20 protein-coding genes are annotated in these 21,016 nt (G+C 62.5%); 14 read left to right on the forward strand and 6 right to left on the reverse strand.

The window, feature by feature from the left end; genetic code table 11:
• Window positions 1–172: 172 nt before the first annotated feature.
• Together BUC40_RS05660 and BUC40_RS05665 are read left to right on the forward strand one after the other, a co-directional pair.
• Window positions 173–577, forward strand: a complete 405-nt coding sequence (locus BUC40_RS05660; RefSeq protein ID WP_244160602.1) for a DUF4198 domain-containing protein — start codon at window positions 173–175, stop codon at window positions 575–577.
• Between the two features lie 101 nt (window positions 578–678).
• Window positions 679–1,761 carry a lipase family protein gene (locus BUC40_RS05665; protein WP_139272114.1) on the forward strand — a complete coding sequence of 361 codons (1,083 nt, stop codon included), beginning with the start codon at window positions 679–681 and terminating at the stop codon, window positions 1,759–1,761.
• 40 nt (window positions 1,762–1,801) lie between these two features.
• Here the strand turns inward: BUC40_RS05665 and BUC40_RS05670 are convergent, their stop codons facing one another.
• The 4 genes from BUC40_RS05670 to purE form a co-directional block, all read right to left on the reverse strand.
• Window positions 1,802–2,335 carry a DUF3299 domain-containing protein gene (locus BUC40_RS05670; protein ID WP_073263427.1) on the reverse strand — a complete coding sequence of 178 codons (534 nt, stop codon included), beginning with the start codon at window positions 2,333–2,335 and terminating at the stop codon, window positions 1,802–1,804.
• A 66-nt stretch (window positions 2,336–2,401) separates the two neighbouring features.
• Window positions 2,402–2,650: a GlsB/YeaQ/YmgE family stress response membrane protein gene (locus BUC40_RS05675; protein WP_073263429.1), complete on the reverse strand. Its 249-nt coding sequence runs from the start codon at window positions 2,648–2,650 to the stop codon at window positions 2,402–2,404.
• 99 nt (window positions 2,651–2,749) lie between these two features.
• Window positions 2,750–3,835 (reverse strand): 5-(carboxyamino)imidazole ribonucleotide synthase, encoded by a 1,086-nt coding sequence (locus tag BUC40_RS05680; protein WP_073263431.1) that lies wholly within the window; start codon window positions 3,833–3,835, stop codon window positions 2,750–2,752.
• A complete protein-coding gene (gene purE / locus BUC40_RS05685) occupies window positions 3,835–4,326 on the reverse strand; it encodes a 5-(carboxyamino)imidazole ribonucleotide mutase (protein WP_073263433.1) in 492 nt (163 codons plus the stop codon). Before purE ends, BUC40_RS05680 begins: the two co-directional genes overlap by 1 nt.
• A gap of 222 nt (window positions 4,327–4,548) precedes the next feature.
• On the opposite strand from purE, the gene adhP reads away from it, so the two are divergent.
• The 9 genes from adhP (at window position 4,549) to aauR (ending at window position 15,201) form a co-directional block, all read left to right on the forward strand.
• Window positions 4,549–5,571 carry an alcohol dehydrogenase AdhP gene (gene adhP / locus BUC40_RS05690; RefSeq protein ID WP_073263435.1) on the forward strand — a complete coding sequence of 341 codons (1,023 nt, stop codon included), beginning with the start codon at window positions 4,549–4,551 and terminating at the stop codon, window positions 5,569–5,571.
• 90 nt (window positions 5,572–5,661) lie between these two features.
• Window positions 5,662–6,459, forward strand: a complete 798-nt coding sequence (locus tag BUC40_RS05695) for a hypothetical protein (protein ID WP_073263441.1) — start codon at window positions 5,662–5,664, stop codon at window positions 6,457–6,459.
• A gap of 285 nt (window positions 6,460–6,744) precedes the next feature.
• Window positions 6,745–7,653: a glutamate/aspartate ABC transporter substrate-binding protein gene (locus tag BUC40_RS05700; RefSeq protein WP_073263443.1), complete on the forward strand. Its 909-nt coding sequence runs from the start codon at window positions 6,745–6,747 to the stop codon at window positions 7,651–7,653.
• Between the two features lie 344 nt (window positions 7,654–7,997).
• The gene (locus tag BUC40_RS05705) at window positions 7,998–8,744 is read left to right on the forward strand and encodes an amino acid ABC transporter permease (RefSeq protein WP_073263445.1); all 747 of its coding nucleotides are present in this window, start codon (window positions 7,998–8,000) and stop codon (window positions 8,742–8,744) included.
• On the forward strand, window positions 8,741–9,409 hold the full coding sequence (locus tag BUC40_RS05710) for an amino acid ABC transporter permease (protein ID WP_208605740.1): 669 nt from the start codon (window positions 8,741–8,743) through the stop codon (window positions 9,407–9,409). Before BUC40_RS05705 ends, BUC40_RS05710 begins: the two co-directional genes overlap by 4 nt.
• Window positions 9,406–10,140 carry an amino acid ABC transporter ATP-binding protein gene (locus BUC40_RS05715; RefSeq protein ID WP_073263449.1) on the forward strand — a complete coding sequence of 245 codons (735 nt, stop codon included), beginning with the start codon at window positions 9,406–9,408 and terminating at the stop codon, window positions 10,138–10,140. Before BUC40_RS05710 ends, BUC40_RS05715 begins: the two co-directional genes overlap by 4 nt.
• Before the next feature lie 71 nt (window positions 10,141–10,211).
• Window positions 10,212–11,885: a gamma-glutamyltransferase gene (ggt, locus tag BUC40_RS05720; protein WP_073263451.1), complete on the forward strand. Its 1,674-nt coding sequence runs from the start codon at window positions 10,212–10,214 to the stop codon at window positions 11,883–11,885.
• A gap of 99 nt (window positions 11,886–11,984) precedes the next feature.
• Entirely contained in the window at window positions 11,985–13,886 is a 1,902-nt protein-coding gene (locus BUC40_RS05725) for a sensor histidine kinase (RefSeq protein ID WP_073263453.1), read from the forward strand.
• Window positions 13,879–15,201, forward strand: a complete 1,323-nt coding sequence (gene aauR, locus BUC40_RS05730) for a two-component response regulator AauR (protein ID WP_073263455.1) — start codon at window positions 13,879–13,881, stop codon at window positions 15,199–15,201. The genes BUC40_RS05725 and aauR overlap by 8 nt, the downstream gene beginning before the upstream one ends.
• 228 nt (window positions 15,202–15,429) lie before the next feature.
• Here the strand turns inward: aauR and BUC40_RS05735 are convergent, their stop codons facing one another.
• Window positions 15,430–16,341 (reverse strand): LysR substrate-binding domain-containing protein, encoded by a 912-nt coding sequence (locus tag BUC40_RS05735; RefSeq protein ID WP_073263457.1) that lies wholly within the window; start codon window positions 16,339–16,341, stop codon window positions 15,430–15,432.
• A 176-nt stretch (window positions 16,342–16,517) separates the two neighbouring features.
• Between BUC40_RS05735 and aspA the strand changes: the two genes are divergently transcribed.
• The 3 genes from aspA to BUC40_RS05750 all read left to right on the forward strand — a co-directional run bounded on the left by aspA (window position 16,518) and on the right by BUC40_RS05750 (window position 19,804).
• On the forward strand, window positions 16,518–17,975 hold the full coding sequence (gene aspA, locus BUC40_RS05740) for an aspartate ammonia-lyase (protein WP_073263459.1): 1,458 nt from the start codon (window positions 16,518–16,520) through the stop codon (window positions 17,973–17,975).
• Between the two features lie 124 nt (window positions 17,976–18,099).
• Entirely contained in the window at window positions 18,100–18,867 is a 768-nt protein-coding gene (locus tag BUC40_RS05745) for a substrate-binding periplasmic protein (RefSeq protein WP_073263461.1), read from the forward strand.
• A gap of 169 nt (window positions 18,868–19,036) precedes the next feature.
• Window positions 19,037–19,804, forward strand: a complete 768-nt coding sequence (locus BUC40_RS05750) for a substrate-binding periplasmic protein (protein WP_073263463.1) — start codon at window positions 19,037–19,039, stop codon at window positions 19,802–19,804.
• 300 nt (window positions 19,805–20,104) lie between these two features.
• Here the strand turns inward: BUC40_RS05750 and BUC40_RS05755 are convergent, their stop codons facing one another.
• Window positions 20,105–20,917, reverse strand: coding sequence for a helix-turn-helix domain-containing protein (locus tag BUC40_RS05755; protein WP_073263465.1), 813 nt, complete (start codon window positions 20,915–20,917; stop codon window positions 20,105–20,107).
• Between the last annotated feature and the right edge of the window lie 99 nt (window positions 20,918–21,016).

Here is a 21,016-nt window from a genome sequence, read left to right on the forward strand (position 1 = left end):
ATGACCACTTCATCAGTCTGCGCATAGCGCCACTGATTTCGCCTCGCCGCAGCAATCAACGTGCGGCACGTCCCGAAACGCTCAGCCATTCGGCGAGGGAACGACCTTGAACCGTAAAACACTTTCCTGCTGCGCATTGCTGCTTATCGGACTACTCACACAGGGTTACGCCATGGCTTTTTCCAAGACGCTTTATCTGTTCTCCGAGGTCGAGGGCACCGTGTTGCTCGACGGCAAACCTGTTCAGGGTGTGGAGATAGAACAGGAATATCACTGGCATTGGAAAAACGAGCACCGCACCAACACCACACAATCCGATGCTCAAGGCCGCTTCAAACTGCCGGCCGTGACGGCTAAATCAATGACGGCAGGTTTCATGCCCCATGAGCCGGTGACCGGCCAGCGCATCACCCTGCGCTATCAGGGCAAGGAACATAAAGGCTGGGTATTCACCAAGCACAATTATGACGACCTGGGTGAGGTGAAGGGCCGCCCGCTGAAGTTCATCTGTGAGCTCAACAGCGAACCCGTCGCGCACCCGGAAACTGAAACATTCGGCATCTGCGTTCTTCAGTAACGCCCCCATCATCAGACCAGAAGGATTCGGCTGTGAACCCCTTGAGCCCCAAACAATCCGCGCAGATCGCAACGCATGTCTACACCGTCAAGGATGCCGTCATGTCATCCAAAGGCGGTGTGGAGGATGAGGCCGCCCGCCTCGGGCTGAGCAACTCATTCGATTTCTCCAATCTGCAAATGGCCAGCGGAACCAGCGGTGCCGTTTTCCGTACACGGACAGGCTTCGCCTATGCCGTACACGGCGTAGGGGGGCGGCAGGGAGAGATGCTGCTGGCATTTCGCGGCACCGACACCTTTGCAGATGCGATGACCGATGCGAACGCCGGCCTACAACGCGGCCCGAGCACCTGGCCTGTGCACGCAGGCTTCAATGAAACGTTCAAGTCGCTACGCAACGATCTCGATTCATTCATGCGCGGCCGTAACCCCAGCACCGTGCACTGCGTGGGCCACAGCCTGGGCGGTGCCCTGGCTACCCTGGCGGCAGATCACCTTAGCGAGCTCGGCGTAGCCGGTATCAAGCTCTACACCTTTGGCTCACCACGTACCGGTGTGGCCGGCTTCGCACGCCACCTGAGCGGCAAGCTCGGCGCCGACAACATCCACCGGGTCTACCACAGCGCCGACCCGGTGAGCATGGTGCCGATCTTTCCGTTCAGCCATGTGCCGGTTACCGGCAATGTCTGCATGATCCCGTGGAAGGGCGCTCAGATCAGCCCTGACGCTCACCGCATGACCTCCTACCTGCCTTCGATTGGCGATGCCAGCTGGAGGGGGCTCTATCGCAATCCGGAGCCGCCTCTGGACAGGGAAATCGATATCTGGCTGGAAAGCGCCAGCTATGGCCCGACCATGTTTTCCGCGGCAACCTTGTGGATGATCTCCAAGGCCATGCAGTATCTACTCAAGAAGGCCGCCAATATCGTTATCGGCAGCGCGATCACCATCGGCGTTACGGTGCTGGATCAGATTGCCGGGATTCTGGTGCAAGGTGCCCAGATCTGTAAGGACATCAGCGACTCCGTCCGCGCCCTGATCGTGAAAATCTTCAAATTCCTGGGCCGTGCCGTGCCCGCGACGATTGAGGTGACCACGTTCTTCCTGCGCTGGGTACTCGACCTGCTCGCCCGAGCGGTCGTCGATATGGCCCGCCAGGCCATGCACCTGGTCATACGTTCCTGAGTCCAAAAGAAAACGGCGCCTTCAAGGCGCCGTTTTCCCATCACAGGTCCCCTTCCTCGACCATCCTCGCGCTGCTCGCATCCAGCGCATAGGCCGCATCGGCCAGATCGTTGCTGACCTGCTCGATCTTCAGCGTGCCGTTGACCCACAGCGGTTCATAGATATCGGGCAGAGCAATGCCTTTGGGATAGCGCACCAACACCAGTTGGTTCGGTGGTGGTGGCGGTACGTGGATGCAGGCGCCCGGATAGGGCACCAGGAAGAACAAAGTGCTGCGCCCGGCGTTGTCGGTTTCCAGCGGGACTGGATAGCCGCCGATGCGAATCTTCTTGCCGTTCATGCTCGGTACGGTCTTGGCCGAATACATGACCGCGGGCAGGCCTTTTTGCTGTTGCTTCAAACCGCCCTTGCTGTCGAACGTGCCGTCAGCCTCGGGGCCGTTGTGGGTGATCTCCGGCATCTGTTCCAGCGCACGCTGGTCAGACTCGGGCATCAGGTCGAGCCAGTCGGTTTCGGGCAGCTCGGCGCGGGCCAGGCCGCAGATCAACAGCAGAACAAGTGGCAGGTAACGCATCGACGGGACTCACGGTGGTAATGGCCAACAGGGAGTAGCCAGGCGTCGATGCGTCAGGCTACCGGTTTAGCTCTTCTTGGTGATCATGCCGTAGATCACCAGCAGGATGATCGCACCGACCACCGCGCCGATGAAACCAGCGCCTTCACCTGCCTGGTAGATGCCCAGCGCCTGGCCACCGTAAGTGGCAGCGATGGAACCACCGATACCCAGCAGGATGGTCATGATCCAGCCCATGCTGTCATCGCCAGGCTTGAGGAAACGGGCAATCAAACCCACGATCAGGCCGATTAGAATAGTGCCGATAATACCCATGACGCCCTCCAGAATTAAAAAAGGCGCCGCACTGCTGCGGCGCCTTTCATCTGACGAGAGCGGCGGCGCAGAGGTTCAACCTGCCTCGCCCGCACCTATCTAGCCTGCGGCGATAAGCGCCTGTACCTCGGCGATACGGCTGCCGAGGGTCGCCCGATCTGCGCAGCGCAGGGTGGCGTGGCCGACCTTGCGACCGGCCTTGAAGGCCTTGCCGTAGTGATGCAGGTGGCAATCGTCGATGGCCGCCACCTTATCCACAGCCGGTACGCTGCCGATGAAGTTGAGCATGGCGCTCTCGCCGACCTTGGCGGTCGAGCCCAGCGGCAGGCCGGCGACGGCGCGCAGGTGGTTCTCGAACTGGCTGCACTCGGCGCCTTCGATGGTCCAGTGTCCGGAGTTGTGCACACGCGGGGCGATCTCGTTGGCCTTCAGGCCACCATCGACTTCGAAGAACTCGAAGGCCAGCACACCGACGTAGTCGAGCTGCTCCAGCACCCGGCCGACGTAATCTTCGGCCAGCGCCTGCAGCGGGTGCGCGGTGCTGGCGATCGACAGGCTGAGAATGCCGCTGTCGTGGGTGTTGTGCACCAGCGGGTAGAAGCGCGTCTCGCCATCACGGCCGCGCACGGCAACCAGCGACACCTCACCGCTGAACGGCACGAAGCCTTCGAGGATGCACGGCACGCTACCCAGCTCGGCGAATGCACCGGCCACGTCTTCGGGCTTGCGCAGCACCTTCTGACCCTTGCCGTCATAACCCAGGGTGCGGGTCTTCATCACCGCCGGCAGGCCGATGCTGGCCACTGCTGCATCGAGATCCGCCTGGGACTGGATGTCGGCGAATTCCGGCGTCGGGATGCCGAGGTCCTTGAACATCGACTTCTCGAACCAGCGATCACGGGCGATACGCAGGGCTTCGGCGCTCGGGTACACCGGCACGAACTGGGAGAGGAAGGCGACGGTTTCCGCCGGCACGCTCTCGAACTCGAAGGTCACCAGATCGACCTCGTCGGCCAGTTGGCGCAGGTGATCCTGATCGCCGTAATCAGCGCGGATGTGCTCGCCCAGCGCTTGGGCGCAGGCATCCGGTGCCGGGTCGAGAAACGCGAAACTCATCCCCAGCGGAGTGCCCGCCAGAGCCAACATACGGCCGAGCTGGCCGCCGCCGATTACGCCGATCTTCATTACTGAGCCCTCGGGTCCGGATTTTCCAGCACAGTATTGGTCTGTTCGTCGCGGAACTGCTTGAGCGCCGCGTGGAACTGCGGGTGCTGGTGCCCGAGGATGCTAGCCGCCAGCAGCGCGGCGTTGATCGCGCCAGCCTTGCCGATGGCCAGGGTAGCGACCGGGATACCGGCCGGCATCTGCACGATGGACAGCAGCGAATCGACGCCCGAGAGCATCGACGACTGTACCGGCACGCCAAGTACCGGCAGGTGAGTTTTCGCCGCGCACATGCCCGGCAAGTGGGCGGCGCCGCCAGCACCGGCGATGATCACCTGAATGCCACGGCCTTCGGCCTCTTCGGCGTACTGGAACAGCAGATCCGGGGTGCGGTGGGCGGAAACCACCTTCACTTCATTGGGGATGCCCAGCTTGTCGAGCATCTCGACGGTATGGCTCAGGGTGCTCCAGTCGGATTTGGAACCCATGATCACGCCAACCAGTGCACTCATCGTCGTGCCTCTCTCGTCTCGGGCGCTTGGCGCCGCAGCAGAAACAACAAACCACGCGGGAAGCGTGGTTTGCGAAAACCGGCAATTATACTGCAGTCGTGGGCAAATCGATAATCAGCCGCCTGTCGGCCTGTGGCGTGGCGACCCATTCCCTTGTCCTGAGGCAATGCCCGGCCCGCAGGACTTTGCATACTGACGGTTCTCATCGAAGAGGATCGCGCCATGCAAAAGACCATGAAAGCCGCTGTCGTTCATGCCTTTGGCGAGCCCCTGCGGCTCGAGGAAGTGAAGGTGCCGCTGCCTGGCCCCGGGCAGATACTGGTGAAGATCGAAGCCGCCGGCGTCTGCCACACCGACCTGCACGCCGCCGATGGTGACTGGCCGGTAAAGCCCAGCCTGCCGTTCATTCCTGGTCACGAAGGTGTTGGTTATGTCGCCGCGATAGGCGCCGGCGTGACCCGCGTACGTGAAGGCGACCGGGTTGGCGTGCCCTGGCTGTACACCGCCTGCGGCTGCTGCGAGCACTGCCTGACGGGCTGGGAAACCCTCTGCGCCGAGCAACAGAACACCGGTTACTCGGTGAACGGCAGCTATGCCGAGTACGTGCTGGCCGACCCCAACTATGTGGGCCTCCTGCCAAAGAACGTCGAATTCGCCGAGATCGCGCCGATCCTCTGCGCCGGCGTAACCGTCTATAAAGGCCTGAAAGTGACCGGCGCCCGCCCCGGCCAGTGGGTGGCGATTTCCGGCATCGGCGGCCTGGGCCACGTGGCAGTGCAATACGCCCGCGCCATGGGCCTGCACGTGGCTGCCATCGATGTAGACGACGCCAAGCTGGCGCTGGCCAAAAAGCTCGGCGCCAGCCTGACCATCAATGCGCGCCACGAGAACCCGGCCGAGGTCATTCAACGCGATATCGGCGGCGCCCACGGCGTGCTGGTCACCGCGGTGTCGAACAGTGCCTTTGGCCAGGCGATCGGTATGGCCCGCCGCGGCGGCACCGTGGCGCTGGTGGGGCTGCCGCCAGGCGACTTCCCGACGCCAATCTTCGACGTGGTGCTCAAAGCCATCAGCATCACCGGCTCCATCGTCGGCACTCGCGCGGACCTGCAGGAAGCGCTGGACTTCGCCGGCGAAGGGCTGGTCAAGGCGACTATCCATTGCGACCGTCTGGATAACGTCAATGGCGTGCTCGACCAGATGCGAGCCGGGCAGATAGAGGGCCGGGTGGTGATGCAATTCTGAGCATGGCCTCTGACATCGCGGAACGGGCTCACATCGCGCGCTGTCAGAGGCGGTTAGACTCAGCTTTATCACCCACCAAAGGACTCCGCCATGACACGGCTGTCGCTGCTTATCGCCTCAACCTTCCTGACCTTCAACGCCAGCGCTCTGGAGCTGGCGAAGTACCCCAAAGCCTTCGCCGCCGACAAGGGCGTCCGCGTCGTCGTCGCGCCCAGCAGCGACGAGAAGCAGGCCCTGGTGCAGATCAGCGGCATCAACCATCCGCTCGATGAAGTGGTGCTGCTGACCGATGTCAAACCACGTAGCCAGAATGAAAGCGACTACGCCACCACCCTCGATGGCAGCGCCTACGTGCTGCTCGGCCAGCGCCAGGAATGGGGCGGCGAGTCCTACCAGCTGTACCTGCCGAATAACCGCGACGCGCTGTACCTGAGTTTCGACGAGAAGGCCAGTAAGGTGGTCAAACCGGCCGAGTTGCTGGCCCTTTATGAGAAGCAGAAAAAGGATGGCGTGCAGGAGAAGCTGGCCAGTTTCGATCGTGAGAAGCGCCAGCAGTATCACGTCGAGCGCCTGCAACAGATGGACAAGGAGGCGTCGGCCAGCTGCGGCACTACCCTGAAGACCGAGGTCAACTGGCAGGGCATGGACGAGCAGTTGCTCAAGGAGCTGAGCGTTTCCGGCTACTGCGGCGAAGTGGTCAACCAGATGAACAACCTGTGCAGCAGCTCTCCCGAGTTCAAGGAGAAGGCCGCCAAGCTCAATACCGTCGAGTGCAGCTTCGGCAAGGAAATGAAGATCCGCGAACAGGGCAATCGCATCCTGTTCACCACCGAACGTGACGCTGCCAACCAGGGCGACTTCATCAACGCCTTTCTGCGTAACCGCTAAGCAATGCCCTCTCGGGCGGCCATGTCCGTGGCCGCCCGCCTTCCATTCGGAATTCCGAACGTTAACCGGTCGAAAAACCGAACATCCGAATCCCTAGCGTTTTCTCTGCGCTCAGCCATCAATTAAATATCCTTATTTATCAATTGCATGGATTGATCGTAGATGCTCGCAAAGGCCTGGCATACATCCTGCTCTGTATAGGGCAGGAATGCGATAGCCCTTCCACATGGAGGCACGTACCTCGCCGTACGACCTCAATAACAACAACACCGAGGAAATCGACCCATGCGTATCGTCCCCCGCGTACTGGCTGTAGCCGTTGCCGCCACCCTGATGTCCAGCCCGGTTTTTGCCGCAGAACTGACCGGCACCCTGAAGAAGATCAAGGACTCGGGCACCATCACCCTGGGCCACCGCGACTCGTCCATCCCGTTCTCTTATTTCGGCGACACCTCCAAGCAGCCGGTTGGCTACTCCCATGACCTGCAGCTCAAAGTCGTCGAAGAGCTGAAAAAGGAACTGGAGCTGCCTGACCTGAAGGTGCGCTACAACCTGGTGACCTCCCAGACCCGTATCCCACTGGTGCAGAACGGCACCGTGGACCTGGAATGCGGCTCCACCACCAACAACGTCGAGCGTCAGCGCCAGGTCGACTTCTCCGTCGGCATCTTCGAAGTCGGCACCCGTCTGCTGACCAAGAAAAGCAGCGGCGTGAACGATTTCGAAGACCTCAAGGGCAAGAACGTGGTGACCACCGCCGGTACCACGTCCGAGCGCCTGCTCAAGTCCATGAACGCCGAGAAGAAGATGGGCATGAACGTGATTTCCGCCAAGGATCACGGCGAGTCCTTCCTGATGCTCGAGTCCAACCGCGCTGTCGCGTTCATGATGGACGACGCCCTGCTCGCTGGCGAAATGGCCAAGGCCAAGAAGCCGGATGACTGGCACGTAGTCGGCACCCCGCAGTCGTTCGAAATCTACGGTTGCATGGTTCGCAAGGGCGACGAAGGCTTCAAGAAGGTGGTCGACAAGGCCATCAGCGCGACCTACGCCTCGGGCGAAATCAACGACATCTACAACAAGTGGTTCCAGCAGCCTGTTCCGCCAAAAGGCCTGAACCTCAACTTCCCCATGAGCGACGAGCTGAAAAAGCTGATCGCCGAGCCGACCGACAAATCTGTAGAGCAGATCTGAAGGCGTGATGCCGCGCCCCTTCCACGAAAAGGGGCGTAGCGGGGACCCGGAGGGGCCACAGGCCTCTCCACCTATTTCCTGACGAAGCCAACATTCATCCGCTCCTGCGGATGCGGGACGCTGTTGCCCTTCGTCAGCATATTCAAGAGCTCGCGAGCTAGAGCCATGCAAGGCGAAAGCAGGCGAGGAAGCGGAGTGTGCTGTAGCACATGAGCATGACTCACTTCGTTCGCCCCTTCGGGGCCGCACTGAAGTGCGTTAGTCGCAAACGACTTCCGAGCCTGGTTTCAATGCAGCAGGGCCGACGCGCAGCAGATCTGCTTCCTCACAAGAGGGGAAACCCGATGAATTACAACTGGGACTGGGGCATCTTCTTCAAGTCCACCGGCATTGGCGATGAAATCTACCTGGAGTGGTTCCTCACCGGCCTGGGCTGGACCATCGCCATCGCCGTGGTCGGCTGGCTGATCGCCCTGTCGCTTGGCTCGCTGCTCGGTGTGATGCGCACCGTGCCGAACCGCCTGATCTCCGGGATCGCCACCACCTACGTGGAGATCTTCCGTAACGTACCGCTGCTGGTGCAGCTGTTCCTCTGGTACTTCCTGATGCCGGACCTGCTGCCCGAACCGCTGGAGCTGTGGTTCAAGCAGGATCTCAACCCGGCGACCTCGGCCTATCTATCGGTCGTGGTGTGTCTCGGCCTGTTCACTGCCGCCCGGGTGTGCGAGCAGGTACGTACCGGTATCCAGGCGCTGCCGGCCGGCCAGACCGCCGCGGCCTACGCCATGGGTTTCCGTCTGCCGCAGATCTACCGCAACGTGCTGCTGCCCCAGGCCTACCGGATCATCATTCCGCCATTAACCAGTGAGTTTCTGAACATCTTCAAGAACTCCTCGGTGGCCTCGCTGATCGGCCTCATGGAGCTGCTCGCGCAGACCAAACAGACCGCCGAGTTCAGCGCCAACCTGTTCGAGGCCTTCACCCTGGCGACGCTGATCTACTTCACCCTGAACATGAGCCTGATGATGATCATGCGCATGGTCGAGCGCAAAGTTGCCGTGCCGGGCCTGATTTCCGTGGGAGGTAAATGATGGACTTCAGTCAGATTATTCCCGCTCTGCCAGGCCTCTGGGAAGGCATGGCCATGACCCTGCAGCTAATGGTCATGGGCGTTATCGGTGGCGTGATTCTCGGCACCCTGCTGGCGCTGATGCGCCTGTCGAGCAACGTGCTGCTGTCCAAACTGGCAGCTACTTACGTCAACTACTTCCGCTCGATCCCGCTGCTGCTGGTGATCACCTGGTTCTACTTCGCGGTGCCGTTCATCCTGCGCTGGATCACCGGTGAAGACACGCCGGTAGGCGCGTTCGCGTCCTGCCTGGTGGCCTTCATCATGTTCGAGGCGGCGTACTTCTGCGAAATCGTCCGCGCCGGCATCCAGGCCATTCCAAAAGGCCAGATGGGCGCCGCCCAGGCGTTGGGCATGAGCTACGGCCAGACCATGCGCCTGATCATCCTGCCCCAAGCGTTTCGCAAGATGACCCCGCTGCTGCTGCAGCAGAGCATCATCCTGTTCCAGGACACCTCGCTGGTCTACACCGTCGGCCTGATGGACTTCCTCAATGCTGCTCGCTCGCGCGGCGACATTCTGGGTCAGCCTCATGAATTCCTGATCTTCGCCGGCCTGGTCTACTTCACCATCAGCTTCGCTGCCTCGCAGCTGGTCAAGCTCCTGCAAAAAAGGTTAGCCGTATGATTTCCATCAAGAACGTCAACAAGTGGTATGGGGACTTCCAGGTGCTGACCGACTGCACCACGGACGTCAAGAAAGGCGAAGTGGTCGTGGTCTGCGGGCCGTCCGGTTCGGGCAAGTCGACCCTGATCAAGTGCGTCAACGCCCTGGAACCGTTCCAGAAGGGCGACATCGTGGTCGACGGCACCTCGATTGCCGACAAGAAGACCAACCTGCCGAAACTGCGTTCGCGCGTCGGCATGGTGTTCCAGCACTTCGAGCTGTTCCCGCACCTGACCATCACCGAAAACCTGACCATCGCGCAGATCAAGGTGCTCGGCCGCAGCAAGGAAGAGGCCACCAAGAAAGGCCTGCAGCTACTCGACCGCGTCGGCCTCTCGGAGCACGCCCACAAGCACCCGGGCCAGCTCTCTGGCGGCCAGCAGCAGCGTGTGGCGATTGCCCGCGCCCTGGCCATGGACCCAATCGTCATGCTGTTCGACGAACCGACCTCGGCGCTCGATCCGGAGATGGTCAACGAAGTGCTCGACGTGATGGTCCAGCTAGCCCACGAAGGCATGACCATGATGTGCGTGACCCACGAGATGGGCTTCGCCCGCAAGGTCGCCGACCGGGTGATCTTCATGGACGCCGGCAAGATCGTCGAGGACTGCCCGAAGGAAGAGTTCTTCGGCGATATCAACGCCCGCTCCGACCGCGCCCAGCAGTTCCTCGCCAAGATCCTCCAGCATTGATGCGCCAGGCCCGCTATCGCCGATAGCGGGCCTACACTCGAAAAGCCCAAATAAGAAATCGAGGCCCCATCATGCGTGTTCTGCACTTCAAAACCCTGACCCTCAGCGTCGCCATCGCCGCCTGCAGCAATGCGGTACTGGCAGCCAATCTGGACGGCGGTGCGGTCGCCGCACCTGATCAATATGCCGCCAAGGTGGCCGCCGACGTCCTCAAGAAAGGCGGCAACGCGGTAGACGCCGCCGTTGCCACCGCCTTCACCCTGGCCATCACCTACCCCGAGGCCGGCAACATCGGCGGCGGCGGCTTCATGACTCTGTTCATGGATGGCAAGCCGTACTTCCTCGACTACCGGGAAACCGCGCCTAAGGCCGCGACCAAGACCATGTACCTGGACGACAAGGGCGAGGTGATCGAGAACCTCAGCCTGGTTGGCGCCAAGGCAGCCGGCGTGCCCGGCACAGTGATGGGCCTGTGGGAAGCCCACAAGCGCTTCGGCAAGCTGCGGTGGAGCGAGCTGCTGACGCCCGCCATCGGCTACGCCAACAGCGGTTTCAAGGTCGCCGACCAGCAGTTCCAGTACCGTGAAGACGCCATCGGCCTGTTCAACGGCAAGACCAACTTCACCGCACACTTCGGCAGCATGCGCCCGGGCGAAACCTTCAAGCAGCCGCTTATGGCAAAGACCCTGGAACGCATTGCGGCCAATGGCCCGGACGAGTTCTATAAAGGTAAGACCGCCGACCTGCTGGTCGCTCAGATGCAGCGCGACGGCGGGCTGATCACCAAAGAGGATCTGGCCGACTACAGCGTCAAATGGCGTGAGCCGATGCGCGTCGACTGGCAGGGCAACAGCCTGTACACCGCGCCGCTGCCCAGCTCCGGCGGCATCGCCCTGGCCCAGCTGATCGGCATCAAGGAGCAGCGTGCGGCCGACTTCAAGGGCGTCGAGTTGAACTCCGCGCGCTACATCCACCTCTTGGCCGAGATCGAGAAGCGCGTGTTCGCCGACCGCGCCGACTATCTGGGCGACCCGGACTTCTCCAAGGTGCCGGTCGCCAAATTGGTCGATGCGCAATACCTCAAGCGCCGTGCCAGTGAGGTCAACCCGACCGCCATCTCGCCGACCGAGAATGTTCGCCCAGGCCTGGAACCGCACCAGACCACGCACTTCTCCATCGTCGATGCTGACGGCAACGCGGTCAGCAACACCTACACCCTGAACTGGGACTTCGGCAGCGGCGTGGTGGTCGAAGGCGCCGGCTTCCTGCTCAATGACGAGATGGACGACTTCAGCTCCAAGCCGGGCGTGGCCAACGCCTTCGGTGTGGTCGGCAGCGATGCCAACGCCATCGAGCCAGGCAAGCGCATGCTGTCGTCGATGAGCCCGAGCATCGTCACCCGTGACGGCAAGGTCAGCCTGGTGCTGGGCACGCCCGGTGGCTCGCGGATCTTCACCTCGATCTTCCAGGTGCTCAACAACGTCTACGACTTCAAGCTGCCGCTGGAAAAAGCCGTGGCCGCCCAGCGCGTCCACCACCAATTGCTGCCCAAGGACACCATCTATTACGACGCCTACGCGCCGCTAGCAGGCAAGGTCGCAGACGAGCTGAAGGCTATGGGCTACGTGCTCGAGGACCAAGGCTGGAACATGGGCGACATCCAGGCCATTCGCGTTGATGGGCGCAGCCTGCAAACCGCTTCCGACCCGCGCGGCCGTGGTGTTGGCATGGTGGTAAAACCCTGAGCCCGATGTCATGACTCGGGCCCCGAGGCACCGCTGCGCCTGCAGCGGTGACCGGCCCTCCCCGCCCCTGCGCGGGCTGGTTCGGTCACGGTGACTGTGATGCAATGCGCGTCTATCAATCTCCCTGGGGTGCCACCCGCCTTGCCCGCCAAACCTCGCTATGTCCGCCACCTGTCGCTGACCCTGCTGATGCTGGCGCTGGTGGCTGCCTGCGGTTACGCCGGTTACTACCTGAGCGAGCAAGCCGGCATCCGCAGCCTGGTCGACAGCGGTGAACGCCAGCTCGAACTCAATGCCCGGGCGGTGGAAAGCGAAATCAACAAGTACACCTACCTACCCAGCCTGCTGGAGCTCGAATCCAACGTCAGCCGCCTGCTGCTGAGCCCCACCGCCTACCGACGCCAGCGCGTCAACGACTACCTCGAAGGCCTCAACCAGCGTAGCGGCAGCCTGGCCATCTACGTGATGGATACCGACGGCCGGGTGCTGGCTACCAGCAACTGGCGCCAGGCCGACAGTTATCTCGGCGAGGACCTGTCGTTCCGCGCCTATTTCCAGGACGCCCTGGAAGGCGAACAGGGCCGCTTCTACGGGATCGGCAGCACTACCGGCGAGCCCGGCTATTACCTGTCTCATGGCCTGCGCGCCAATGGCCGGATCATCGGCGTGGCAGTCGTCAAGGTGCGCCTCGACCCGCTGGAGCAGCGCTGGCAACGGGCGCGCCTGGAAGCCTACGTCAGCGACGAGAACGGCATCATCATTCTCTCCAGCGATCCGGCAAGGCGCCTCAAGGCCGTGCGCCCGCTGGACGCCGACACCAAGGAGCGCCTGGCGCGCAGCCTGCAATATCACTGGTCGTCGCTCGACGAGCTGATGCCCCTGGCGCGCGAGCCCTTGGCCGACGGTGTCGAGCAGGTCAGCTTCGCCGGTCACAACGCGCAGGATGCCAGTGAGGTCACCAATTACCTGGCCCAGAGCCGCCCGCTGGAAGATACGCCCTGGCACCTGACGTTGCTCAGCCCGCTGCAGGACCTGCGTCGCGAGGCCATTAGCCACGGCATGCTGGCCGCCGCCGGCTTCGCCTTGCTAGCCTTTCTGCTGATCGCCTGGAACGAGCGCCGCAAGGTGATCGCCACCCGCCTCGCCGCCCGGGAAGCCCTGCAGCGCGCCAACAGCGAGCTGGAGCGCAAGATCGCCGAGCGCACCGCCGACCTGCGCGCCAGCAACGACCGCCTCAAGGCGCAGATTCGCGAACGCCGCCAGGCCGAAGAAACCCTGCGCCTGGCCCAGGACGAGCTGGTGCAGGCCGGCAAGCTCGCGGTAATCGGGCAGATGTCCACCAGCATCGCCCACGAACTCAACCAACCGCTGGCCGCGCTGCGCACGCTCTCCGGCAACACCGTGCGCTTCCTGTCACGCGGTGCCTACGATGTGGCCACCACCAACCTGCAGACCATCAACGAACTGGTCGACCGCATGGGCAAGATCACCGGCAGCCTGCGCGCCTTCGCACGCCGCTCCAACGATGGCGGCGAAGCCAACCTGAGCAAGGCCGTGAACGCCGCCTTGCAGGTAGTGCAGCCGCGCCTGGAGCGCACGCCGCTGACCATTCACCATCAGTTCGCGGACGCCAACCTGGCGATCAACCAGACGCGCCTGGAGCAGATTCTCGTCAATCTGATCGCCAATGCCGCCGACGCGATGAGCGCCCAATCGGACCGCCAGCTGTGGCTGCAGGGCAGCGCCGAAGGCGAGCGCTACCGCCTGCGCGTACTCGACAACGGTCCCGGCATCGCCCCCGAAGACCGTACGCATCTTTTCGAACCCTTCTTCACCACCAAGCCGGGCGAGCAAGGCCTGGGGCTCGGCCTGACACTATCGGCCAGCCTTGCCGCTGCCGCCGGCGGCAGCCTCAGCGCCGATCATCCGCCCGAAGGCGGCACCGCTTTCGAACTCAACCTGCGCCAGGCTGCCGTTGTCATGGAGACACCCGATGAATGACGCCCTCACCGTGCTGATCGTCGAAGACGACCCCCACGTGCTGCTCGGCTGCCAACAAGCCCTCACCCTCGAGGACATTCCCTGCGAAGGCGTAGGCAGCGCCGAGCTGGCTCTGCAGCGTATCGACGCGGACTTCGCCGGCATCGTCATCAGCGACATTCGCCTGCCCGGCATGGACGGCCTGCAGCTGCTCGGCGAGCTCAAGCGCCGCGACCCGAGCCTGCCGGTGGTACTGATCACCGGGCACGGCGACATCAGCATGGCGGTCGGCGCCATGCGTGACGGCGCCTACGACTTCATGGAAAAACCGTTTTCGCCGGAGCGGCTGGTGGACGTCGCCCGCCGCGCCCTGGAACAACGCAGCCTGGCCCGCGAAGTGTCGTCGCTGCGCCGCCAGCTGGCCGGCAAGCAGGCGCTGGAACATCGGTTGATCGGCCGTTCGCCGGCCATGCAGCAACTGCGGGAACTGATCGCTAACGTCGCCGATACCTCGGCCAACGTGCTGATCGAAGGAGAGACCGGCACTGGCAAGGAACTGGTCGCTCGCTGCCTGCACGACTTCAGCCGCCGGCAGAAAAAGGCCTTCGTAGCGCTTAACTGCGGTGGCCTGCCGGAGAACCTGTTCGAGAGCGAGATTTTCGGGCACGAGGCCCATGCCTTTACCGGCGCCGGCAAGCGGCGCATCGGCAAGATCGAGCACGCCAACGGCGGCAGCCTGTTTCTCGACGAGATCGAGAGCATGCCGCTCAACCTGCAGATCAAACTGCTGCGCGTGCTGCAGGAACACAGCCTGGAGCGCCTGGGCTCGAACCAGCCAATCGACGTCGATTGCCGGGTGATCGCCGCCACCAAAGCCGACCTCGATGAAGCCGGCAAGGCCGGGCTGTTTCGCAGCGACCTTTATTACCGCCTCAACGTGGTGACCCTGGAATTGCCGCCACTGCGCGAGCGCCGCGAAGACATCGCCCTGCTGTTCGAGCACTTTCTGCAGCTCTCGGCCCTGCGCTTCGACCGCACCGCCCCCGAGCTGGATCGCCACACCCTGGCCGCACTGATGGCCCACGACTGGCCCGGTAACGTGCGCGAACTGCGCAACGTCGCCGAACGCTTCGCCCTCGGCCTGCCGGCCTTCAAGAAGAGCGGCGCCCACGAAGGCAATGCCGCCACCTTCGCCGAAGCCGTGGAAGCCTTCGAACGCAACCTGCTGGTCGACGCCCTCGAACAGCACGCCGGCAACCTCAGCCAGGCCGCCCAGGCCCTCGGCATGGCCAAGACCACGCTGTTCGACAAAGTGAAGAAGTACGGGCTGGGGTGAGGCGGTTTCGCAGCCTGCCCCATGACTGTGGGGTTGGCAGAATTGTGGGAGCGGGCCATGCTCGCGAAAAAGTGTCCACAGCCCTTAAAGCCTGGAACACAGTAATAAGCAGATCGGCGATCTGGTGTGGGAACGGCTTATTGTTCTAGATCATTCGCGGGCATGAACTGGGCGTTCCCGCCCGCTCCCACAGATGGATATCCATCACGGCGACCACCAGGGCACACCCTAACCTTCCTCCCGCCCCACACCCCCTTCCAACTTGCGCCACAACAGCCGCACCGCCGCCTTGCGCGACATGCTCCAGCGGTACAGGCGGATTTCCAGCGGGATGTGCCAGTGCTCCTTGCCACAGATCACCAGCTCGCCCCGCGCCAGCTCGGCATTCATCGACAGCCGCGGCACCCAGGCCACGCCCAGGCCTTGAAGGGCCATGGCCTTGAGGCTGTCGGCCATGGCCGTTTCGTGCACGGTGGTCGAACGCAGGGCACGCTGGCGCAACAGCAGGTTCACCGAACGGCCGAGGTAAGTGCCGGCGCTGTAGGCCAGCAGCGGCACGCTCTGCCCGGCGTCCAGGTCGAACAGCGGCGCGCCCTGCTCGTCGACGGCGCACACCGGTAGCATCTCGCTGACGCCCAGGGGCAGCGACGGAAACAGGTCGGGAGCCAGTTGCACGGCAGCGTCCTGGTCGTGGTAGGCGAGGATCAGGTCGCAGGTACCTTCGCGCAGCGAGTGCACCGCCTCACCGACGTTGGTCGCCACCAGCCGGGTGGTCAGTGGCAGGCCGTCACGACGCAGGCGGGCGATCCATTCCGGGAAGAAACCGAACACCAGGGAGTGGGCGGCAGCGATCTGCAGCGCCTCGCCCTGCTGGCCCTCGAGGTGATGCAGGTGGCGCACCACTTCGCCCAGCTGCTCGACCATGCTGCGCGCAGTGAGCAAAAACAGCTGGCCGGACTCGGTCAGCTCGATAGGCGTGCGTGAGCGGTTGACCAAGGTCAGGCCAAGGGCGGCTTCGAGGCTTTGAATGCGCCGACTGAACGCCGGCTGGGTCACGAAGCGCTTTTGCGCGGCCCCGGAAAAGCTGCGCGTGGCGGCCAGGGTCACGAAGTCCTCCAGCCATTTGGTTTCCAGGTTCATAGCGCTCTCCGCTCCTGCAGGCCTTCGCACACGTTTGGTGCACGGCTTTGGTCACAGCCACATTATGCCGATTGCGCATAGGCCCGCAAACAACAGCATTGGCCTGATATGCACTGGAAGACCTATGCTTTGGCCCATCGCGGTATATTCCGCGCCTTTATGAGAATCGAGACATCATGTCCGCTGCTGCATTGTTCCGCGTCGAAAAAGACCTGCTCGGTACCCTCGAAGTGCCCGCAGATGCCTACTACGGCATCCAGACCCTGCGTGCGCTGAACAACTTCCGCCTGTCCGGTGTGCCGCTGGCTCACTACCCGAAACTGGTTGTGGCCCTAGCCATGGTCAAGCAGGCAGCAGCTGATGCGAACCGTGAACTGGGCCACCTGCCCGCTGAGAAACACGCAGCAATCAGCGAAGCCTGTGCGCGCATCATTCGCGGCGACTTCCACGAGCAGTTCGTGGTTGACATGATTCAGGGCGGTGCCGGTACCTCGACCAACATGAACGCCAACGAGGTGATCGCCAACATTGCCCTGGAAGCCATGGGTCATGCCAAAGGTGAATATAAGCACCTGCACCCGAACAACGACGTGAACATGGCGCAGTCGACCAACGACGCCTATCCGACTGCCATCCGCCTGGGTCTGCTGCTCGGCCACGACACCCTGCTGGCCAGCCTCGACAGCCTGATCCAATCGTTCGCAGCCAAAGGCGAAGAGTTCAGCCACGTCCTGAAGATGGGCCGTACCCAGCTGCAGGACGCCGTACCGATGACCCTCGGTCAGGAATTCCGCGCTTTTGCCACTACCCTCGGTGAAGACTTGGCGCGCCTGCGCAGCCTGGCGCCGGAGCTGCTGACCGAAGTGAACCTGGGTGGTACCGCCATTGGTACCGGCATCAACGCCGACCCGGGCTACCAGCACCTGGCTGTACAACGCCTGGCACTGATCAGCGGCCAGCCGCTGGTGCCGGCTGCCGACCTGATCGAAGCGACTTCCGACATGGGCGCTTTCGTACTGTTCTCCGGTATGCTCAAGCGCACCGCAGTCAAGCTGTCGAAGATCTGCAACGACCTGCGCCTGCTGTCCAGCGGCCCGCGCACCGGCATCAACGAGATCAACCTGCCGGCGCGTCAGCCGGGCAGCTCGATCATGCCTGGCAAGGTCAACCCGGTGATCCCGGAAGCGGTCAACCAAGTGGCCTTTGAAATCATCGGCAACGACCTGGCCCTGACCATGGCAGCCGAAGGCGGCCAGCTGCAGCTGAACGTGATGGAGCCGCTGATCGCCTACAAGATCTTTGACTCGATCCGCCTGCTGCAACGCGCCATGGACATGCTGCGCGAGCATTGCATCAACGGCATCACCGCCAACGAAGCCCACTGCCGCGCCCTGATGGAAAACTCCATCGGCCTGATCACCGCGCTGAACCCCTACATCGGCTACGAGAACTCCACCCGTATCGCCAAGGAAGCGCTGGTCAGCGGTCGTGGCGTGCTGGAGCTGGTACGTGAAGAGAAACTGTTGGACGACAACACCCTGGCCGAGATCCTGCGCCCGGAAAACATGATCGCCCCGCACCATCTCAAGCTACTGACACCGCCGTCCAAAGAGGTGGTCGACCAGCAGCGCTAAGCGCCGCCCGACCCGAAGCCCCGTACCGTTCAGCGGTACGGGGCTTCGCTTTATTGGGGACGGATTGCCGTTTGCCTGCGCGCAGGATAAAAGGGCAGCAGTCCTCTTGAAGAGAAGTCGCCCCATGACCGTCAAAACCGCATGGCTGCTGTGTTTGCTGTCCCTTTCAGGTGCCGTCGCACTCCCAGCCCAGGCCGAATTGCCGGCCGGCTACCAGGTCGTGTTACAAACGGAAAACTTTCCGCCATTCAACATGGCCGAAAACGAAAAGAACTTCGCTCGTGACGCCAACATCCAGGGCGTCAGTACCACCATCGTGCGCGAGATGTTCAAACGTGCCGGCATCAACTACAGCCTGACCCTGCGCTTCCCCTGGAGCCGCATCTACGACGCAACCCTGGCCAACGCCAACCACGGGCTGTTCTCCACCTCGATGAACGAGGCGCGTCGCCCGCTGTTCAAGTGGGTCGGCCCGATCGCCAAGGTCGAGCGCGTGCTGCTCGCTGGCCCCGGCTCCAACATCCCCAACCTGACGAGCCTCGAGCAGGCGCGCCAATATCGCATCGGCAGCTACAAGGACAGCGCTGCCGCTCAAGCTCTGGAGAAGGCCGGCCTGCAGCCGAACAACGCCCTGCGTGACCAAGAGAACATCGGCAAGCTCACGAGCGGCAAGATCGACCTGTGGGGCACCACGGATCCGGTCTGGCGTTACCAGGCCCGCCAGGAAGGCGTAACCGGCCTGCGCAACGTGCTGACTTTCGATCGCGCTGACCTTTACCTGGCCCTCAACTTAGACACCCCGGATGAAGTCGTCTCGCGTCTGCAACAGGCGCTGGATCAGATGAAAACCGAGGGTTACGGCACCTGCAACAAGCACCCGGAACTGTGCTGATCGCAGCACGCCGCAGGCTCGCCTGATATTCCCGCGCAGCAGCAGAAAACGCCTGTGGGGGCCGAAACCCCCAGACCGGTTCACAGTCTGGGGGTTTGCTCGTAGCGACTCATTGCCGTTTGTGCCAAGGCACGCTAAAAGGGCAGCGGCCTAACAAGGAGTCGTTCCGATGAGTGTCAATGCCGCATGGTTTGCCGGTCTGCTTGCCGTTTTCAGCCTATTCGCCCTGCCCGCCCAGGCCGAGCTGCCGCCTGACTACAAGGTGGTGTTGCAGACTGAAAACTTCCCGCCGTTCAACATGGCCGACGGCGAGAAGAACTTCGCGCGCGACGCCAATATCCAGGGCGTCAGCACCACCATCGTGCGCGAGATGTTCAAACGCGCCGGCATCAACTACACCATGACCCTGCGCTTCCCGTGGAGCCGCGTGTACGACGACACCCTGGCCAACGCCAACTACGGGCTGTTCTCCACCTCGATGAGCGAGGCGCGCCGCCCGCTGTTCAAGTGGGTCGGCCCGATCGCCAAGGTCGAAGGCGTACTGCTCGCCGCACCGGGCTCCAAGATCGAAAACCTGAGCAGCCTCGAAGAAGCCGCCAAGTACCGCATCGGTGCCTACAAGGACGGCGCGGTCAGCCAGGCGCTAGAGCGCGCCGGCCTGCAAGCGACCAATGCGCTGCGTGACCAGGAAAACATCGCCAAACTCACCGGCGGCAAGATCGATCTGTGGGCCACCACCGATCCAGTATGGCGCTTTCATGCGCGACAGGCTGGCGTCACCGGCCTGCGCACCGTGCTGGTCATCGACCGCTCGGACATGTACCTGGCGCTCAACCTGCAAACCCCGGACGAAGTGGTCACCCGCCTGCAACAGGCACTCGACCAGATGAAGAACGAAGGCTACGGCACCTGCAACAAGCATCCGGAGCTGTGCTGATCGCCACAGCACTGCCATTCCTTTACAGAAAAAGGCAAAAGCGGACGCTTCCAGCGTAGGGTGGACAACGCTCTTTTTGTCCACCATTACGATCGCAGAGCGGTGGATGGATCGGGCCGCGTAGGTGAAACGTCGCCCACCCTACGAAAGACTGATCGAAGGCAGAAGCAGTCATAGGGTGGATGACGCTCTTTTCATCCACCATTGCGATTGCAGAGCGGTGGACGGGTGAAGCGTCGTCCACCCTACGAATGTATCCTATCGCCACCAAGCAGCCCCTCGGCACTTCGCCATCCCTACTCACTCCACCTCGAACAACCCATCGCGCACCGGCGCGTGGGCCAGGCGCTGGCGGATGTCTTCGTCGATGCGCGGGTCGTCCGGCTGGTAGAGCATCACCTGGCGGTAGGTGCTGATGCGGTTTATCTCGGTGCCTAGGAATTCCCAAACAACCCGGGTGCACGCCGGGGTGCGACGGTCGCCGCTGGACACGCCGGTCTTCAGGCCGTTGAGGCGGGTGATGCGGCTCTTGAAGCTGGGAATCAGGATGGTCTGGCTCATCTCGTTGACGGTCAACGACTCGTAGTCGATGAGAAACAACCGGTCCTGCAGCTGGAAGACAGCGCCCAGGTAGCGGCAGCGCGCCGAATCGTCGGCCAGCCCGCCTGTGGATAACACCTGACGCTCCTGGCGCTCAAACAGGAAGTTGCCGCCCTCCTCGCGCACGTGCACCAGCGACAGCAGGATGGTGCCCGGCACCGACATGCAGTTGGCGTATTCGAAGTAGTAGCCGCAATAGCGCGACAGATCACCAGAATTTTCGCGCAGAGGCTGTAACAAAGCATGTAATGGATCGCGCTCGGCCGGGGCGCCGATCTGCGTGCCGCGGGCGCCGATCAGGCGCGCGAACTGGTCGCCCGGTAAGCCCAGCTCATACCCCTCGACACCGAAGAAATCGCCGATTCTCTTGAGGTTATACGCTGTGGGCTGGCTCTCTCCGGCCAGGTACTTGTTGAACTGGCCGCGGTTGATGCCGATTTTGCGGCATACCTCCGCAATGGAACGGTAGTGGCTGCAAAGCAGCCTGAGATTCTCACCGAGATAACTGGACATGACCGGCTCAGATGATGCGAGTGGCGTGATTATAGCATCAGGTTGCATCACCTGGGATCGACCCGCGAAATTGTTCCTGCGGCCTCCTTGCTCAAAAAT

Source organism: Phytopseudomonas punonensis (assembly GCF_900142655.1).
Taxonomy (GTDB): domain Bacteria; phylum Pseudomonadota; class Gammaproteobacteria; order Pseudomonadales; family Pseudomonadaceae; genus Aquipseudomonas; species Aquipseudomonas punonensis.

What these genes read in the sequence shown, in the direction of transcription:
- BUC40_RS05700 (WP_073263443.1), top strand. Translation starts at nt 6,745, where the DNA reads ATGCGTATCGTCCCCCGCGTACTGGCTGTAGCCGTTGCCGCCACCCTG.
- BUC40_RS05665 (WP_139272114.1), top strand. Translation starts at nt 679, where the DNA reads ATGTCATCCAAAGGCGGTGTGGAGGATGAGGCCGCCCGCCTCGGGCTG.
- BUC40_RS05715 (WP_073263449.1), top strand. Translation starts at nt 9,406, where the DNA reads ATGATTTCCATCAAGAACGTCAACAAGTGGTATGGGGACTTCCAGGTG.
- BUC40_RS05735 (WP_073263457.1), bottom strand. Translation starts at nt 16,341, where the DNA reads ATGAACCTGGAAACCAAATGGCTGGAGGACTTCGTGACCCTGGCCGCC.
- BUC40_RS05680 (WP_073263431.1), bottom strand. Translation starts at nt 3,835, where the DNA reads ATGAAGATCGGCGTAATCGGCGGCGGCCAGCTCGGCCGTATGTTGGCT.
- aspA (WP_073263459.1), top strand. Translation starts at nt 16,518, where the DNA reads ATGTCCGCTGCTGCATTGTTCCGCGTCGAAAAAGACCTGCTCGGTACC.
- BUC40_RS05670 (WP_073263427.1), bottom strand. Translation starts at nt 2,335, where the DNA reads ATGCGTTACCTGCCACTTGTTCTGCTGTTGATCTGCGGCCTGGCCCGC.
- BUC40_RS05710 (WP_208605740.1), top strand. Translation starts at nt 8,741, where the DNA reads ATGATGGACTTCAGTCAGATTATTCCCGCTCTGCCAGGCCTCTGGGAA.
- BUC40_RS05725 (WP_073263453.1), top strand. Translation starts at nt 11,985, where the DNA reads ATGCAATGCGCGTCTATCAATCTCCCTGGGGTGCCACCCGCCTTGCCC.
- adhP (WP_073263435.1), top strand. Translation starts at nt 4,549, where the DNA reads ATGCAAAAGACCATGAAAGCCGCTGTCGTTCATGCCTTTGGCGAGCCC.
- purE (WP_073263433.1), bottom strand. Translation starts at nt 4,326, where the DNA reads ATGAGTGCACTGGTTGGCGTGATCATGGGTTCCAAATCCGACTGGAGC.
- BUC40_RS05755 (WP_073263465.1), bottom strand. Translation starts at nt 20,917, where the DNA reads ATGTCCAGTTATCTCGGTGAGAATCTCAGGCTGCTTTGCAGCCACTAC.
- BUC40_RS05675 (WP_073263429.1), bottom strand. Translation starts at nt 2,650, where the DNA reads ATGGGTATTATCGGCACTATTCTAATCGGCCTGATCGTGGGTTTGATT.
- aauR (WP_073263455.1), top strand. Translation starts at nt 13,879, where the DNA reads ATGAATGACGCCCTCACCGTGCTGATCGTCGAAGACGACCCCCACGTG.
- BUC40_RS05745 (WP_073263461.1), top strand. Translation starts at nt 18,100, where the DNA reads ATGACCGTCAAAACCGCATGGCTGCTGTGTTTGCTGTCCCTTTCAGGT.
- ggt (WP_073263451.1), top strand. Translation starts at nt 10,212, where the DNA reads ATGCGTGTTCTGCACTTCAAAACCCTGACCCTCAGCGTCGCCATCGCC.
- BUC40_RS05660 (WP_244160602.1), top strand. Translation starts at nt 173, where the DNA reads ATGGCTTTTTCCAAGACGCTTTATCTGTTCTCCGAGGTCGAGGGCACC.
- BUC40_RS05695 (WP_073263441.1), top strand. Translation starts at nt 5,662, where the DNA reads ATGACACGGCTGTCGCTGCTTATCGCCTCAACCTTCCTGACCTTCAAC.
- BUC40_RS05705 (WP_073263445.1), top strand. Translation starts at nt 7,998, where the DNA reads ATGAATTACAACTGGGACTGGGGCATCTTCTTCAAGTCCACCGGCATT.
- BUC40_RS05750 (WP_073263463.1), top strand. Translation starts at nt 19,037, where the DNA reads ATGAGTGTCAATGCCGCATGGTTTGCCGGTCTGCTTGCCGTTTTCAGC.